Here is a 3,567-nt window from a genome sequence, read left to right on the forward strand (position 1 = left end):
CTCCAAGTGCTATAAGAAAAGAAATAGGAAAGCTACTCTTTTCAATCTTTTTTTCTTCAAGGTCATAAACTTTCCCCTTTATATTTTTTATCAATTAATAACACTGAAGTGACTTGGAAAATTTATAATCATAAAGGGCAAATCTATAATCATAAAGATTGAACAAAGACCTTCTCATCACCTATACAAAGTCGTCTACTTTTAAATTCATCCATTTTATCAATTCATTGTCTGACAGCTCAATCAAACCATAGCGAACACGGAATATGTGTTTTGCTAACCAATATGACATTCTTTTCATAGATATCTCTTTGCACACGACAATAAACCCTATTATCCCCCCAATTAATCATCAAAACGACAAGCCTTATAGCCCGTAAAAAAACAAACGTGTTAACAAAGATAAAGAGGAACAATGAGAAGAACTATTCCTTCCAAACTTTATCTTCTGAGAGACCAAGCTTGTAATAAAAGAATACATACTAAAAGACACTTTCTCATTCATCAAAACAAACTTCATTATACAATTTTCCCCAAAGATATAACGAATATAAATCATTCTAAACTCTAGTTTATATCATTGCTTTACCGCTATAAAAATAAAATAGCAAACCATCTGCTGTAACAAAACGTTTAGTTCCAAACAGCAACATACAGAGATTTAACGAAGCAATGTAATGAATACCCGTCTGTCTGAGCTTAACTATCCTCCCCAAAACTGGAGCTCACACGCAGCAAACTCCCTCTCTAATGAAAGAAAGTTACCAGATAATAAAACCTAACACAAGCAGCTTGAGTTATTTAACGTCAATTTTCCTTGCTGCATTTTGTTTTGTATTCCTTAGGCATGTCTTGAACAATCGACCACCACACAAATAAACCAACGATCATACAGCCCAAGCAAAATATAATAATGCAACAAAAGCCCCCATCTAACAACCACTTTGCATTCATCAATAAACATGAATAAAATGTTCATTCTTAATGATGACATTCATGGCATGAACAAAAATAAAAATACCTCTTCTAAACCATTTTAAATGCCAAGCGCTGTCGCAATATTTTAGAGCGGGCAAAGTGTGGGTGATAATACCGGCCCATTCCTTCATAAACGCAAGATGGTGATGCTCAATAGCTTCCATCGTTATTCCATTTACGAGCCTCAATGCGAAACGGTTTTAAGACGCATTAAGAAATATTTTTTTAAGAAAAACCGTGAATTGGCAACTGGGTAGCGTTCTATTTTACATATAAGATATCACCACTATCTAACGCTAAATACATGATAGTTAAGATATTACCTTTTTTTGCATTTGTTTTTTCATTCTCAAAAGTATATTTTTGTTATTTTAATGACCAATAACAATAAAAAATCATCACTATTGTCTCGTTTGTATACTTTAATTATCTTATACAATAAAGTTGTATAACCTGCACGTTAATGAAAAAATTCAACGACTTAATCATTGCCCTTATGACAGAAATTTTACCAATTTACCGACAAAAACACCCTTCAAGATGATCATTAACAATCCCTACAGACTGCATAAAAGCATAACAAATCGTGGGACCAACAAACGTCCAGCCGCGCTTCTTTAAATCTTGGGAAAGACGAAGAGAAGCTGGAGTTATAGGATTTGCCAACAATGTTTGAAAATCTATCTTTTCATAACGCTCCGATTGTGGTGGTTGAAAAGACCAAAAATAGTGTGATAAGCTCCCCCACTCTGTTATAATTTCTTGTGCTCTCAGTGCATTATTAAGCACTGATCGAATTTTCCCCTGATGACGAACAATACCTTTATTCTGCATCAACATTTGCTCCTTTAGCGCATCATAATGAGCAATCTTTTCAAAGTCAAAATCATCAAATGCAACGCGAAAAGAAGAGCGTTTTTTTAAAATCGTAAACCAAGAAAGCCCCGCTTGGAAACCTTCAAGACAAATTTTTTCAAACAAAGGGATATCCTCAAAAATAGGTTTTCCCCATTCGTTATCATGATAAGCACAATAAAGTGGATCCGTTCCAGCCCATGCACAACGAACTTTTCCATCTCCCCCCTTAAGAAGCCCCTGAGCCAGCATAATCTTTACCGTATTAAAAAAGAGTTCCTTGATCATCGCTTAGCGACTTTATCTTCTTGTGTTTTGAACGTGTCGCGGAAACAGATTCTTGTGTTGCAACACAGATATCACCATCAAAAAAGCGTAAATTTATTTGTCCACTTTCAGGAAACTGCGCCAACCGTTTAATAGGTTTATGATCTTGCCCCAAAGCCAAAACAAAGCCTCGCTCTAAAATATTCTGATAAGAAGTACTTTTTAAAAGCCTAAATGCAACCTCTACTCGAACGCGTTGTTTTTCTACACTGCGAATAAAAGCACGATGAAGGCGTGCCGTATATTCCTTTGTATGGCATTGTGCTTTTTCACTCTTTAACAAACGGGGCGAAAGACGGAGATGAAGAGCATGAAAAGAAAAACGTTTTTTATCGTAGCTCACACAAAGAGAACGCTGTAATCGACTTGAAATTTCATCAAAACCACGCCGCGGTAACGAAAAAAGTTGGTCGACCGTGGGCAGACCTCGTCTAGCCGCACGCAACTTTTGTTGATGAAAATCAAAAGAACGTGCAAGTCCTTTACGCAAACGTGCTCCCAGTGACGCGACACTCACTTCAAGATCAAGCTTGACGGGCACAGCCTTTTCTGCAGCTCCTGTAGGGGTTGGAGCACGCCAATCAGCGACATAATCAATCAAAGTCCAGTCTGTTTCATGACCAACAGCAGAAATAACGGGCAGCTTAGAAGCATAAACAGCACGCACAACAGCTTCGTCATTAAACCCCCACAAGTCTTCTAAACTTCCTCCTCCCCGTGCCACAATGAGGAGATCAGGTTTTGGAATATGCCCTCCTGAAGCAAGAGCATTAAAGCCTTCAACAGCAGCAGCCACTTCACTCCCGCTTGTTTCCCCCTGAACACGGACAGGCCAAACCAAAACATGCAACGGAAAACGATCAGATATACGATGAATAATATCGCGAATAACGGCTCCCGTTGGAGATGTTACAACACCTATAACTCGAGGCATATAAGGCAAAGGCTTTTTCTTTGCTTCATCAAATAAGCCTTCTTCTGCAAACTTTTTCTTACGATTTTCAAGAAGAGTCATCAAAGCACCAACCCCTGTTGGCTCAAGAGCCTCAATGACAATTTGATATTTCGATGACCCTGGATAAGTTGTAAGCTTACCGACAGCAACCACTTCCATCCCTTCTTCAGGAGGAAATTTGAGCTTTTCCATCACGCCACGCCAAATAACAGCTTCCAACCGTGCCTTATCATCTTTTAAAGCAAAATAAGCATGTCCCGAAGCATGAGCTCCACGGTAACCTGAGATCTCCCCACGCACCCGCACGTAGCCAAACTTTTCCTCAACAACACGCTTTAAAGCGCCTGCTATTTCGGAAACAGTAAATTCCGCAATATTCGTCCTACCTGTCTTTTCACTCAATAAATTGACCATTTTTCAATTCACGAAAGTTGAAATATTCATTCCTAACA

Annotated in this window: 3 protein-coding genes; all 3 read right to left on the minus strand. The window is 38.3% G+C overall.

The window, feature by feature from the left end; all coding sequences use genetic code 11:
* Nucleotides 1-953: 953 nt before the first annotated feature.
* Nucleotides 954-1,142 (minus strand): hypothetical protein, encoded by a 189-nt coding sequence (locus tag BN338_RS04925; RefSeq protein ID WP_039759642.1) that lies wholly within the window; start codon nucleotides 1,140-1,142, stop codon nucleotides 954-956.
* A 352-nt stretch (nucleotides 1,143-1,494) separates the two neighbouring features.
* The gene (locus tag BN338_RS04930; RefSeq protein WP_039759644.1) at nucleotides 1,495-2,121 is read right to left on the minus strand and encodes a DNA-3-methyladenine glycosylase I; all 627 of its coding nucleotides are present in this window, start codon (nucleotides 2,119-2,121) and stop codon (nucleotides 1,495-1,497) included.
* Nucleotides 2,099-3,529 (minus strand): exodeoxyribonuclease VII large subunit, encoded by a 1,431-nt coding sequence (gene xseA / locus BN338_RS04935; RefSeq protein WP_039759646.1) that lies wholly within the window; start codon nucleotides 3,527-3,529, stop codon nucleotides 2,099-2,101. The genes BN338_RS04930 and xseA overlap by 23 nt, the downstream gene beginning before the upstream one ends.
* Between the last annotated feature and the right edge of the window lie 38 nt (nucleotides 3,530-3,567).

The organism is Bartonella queenslandensis AUST/NH15 (assembly GCF_000312585.1).
Classification (GTDB): Bacteria; Pseudomonadota; Alphaproteobacteria; order Rhizobiales; family Rhizobiaceae; genus Bartonella; species Bartonella queenslandensis_A.

Excerpts from the sequence above, each read along its gene's own strand:
- BN338_RS04930 (WP_039759644.1), bottom strand. The coding sequence starts at position 2,121 with ATGATCAAGGAACTCTTTTTTAATACGGTAAAGATTATGCTGGCTCAG.
- BN338_RS04925 (WP_039759642.1), bottom strand. The coding sequence starts at position 1,142 with ATGGAAGCTATTGAGCATCACCATCTTGCGTTTATGAAGGAATGGGCC.
- xseA (WP_039759646.1), bottom strand. The coding sequence starts at position 3,529 with ATGGTCAATTTATTGAGTGAAAAGACAGGTAGGACGAATATTGCGGAA.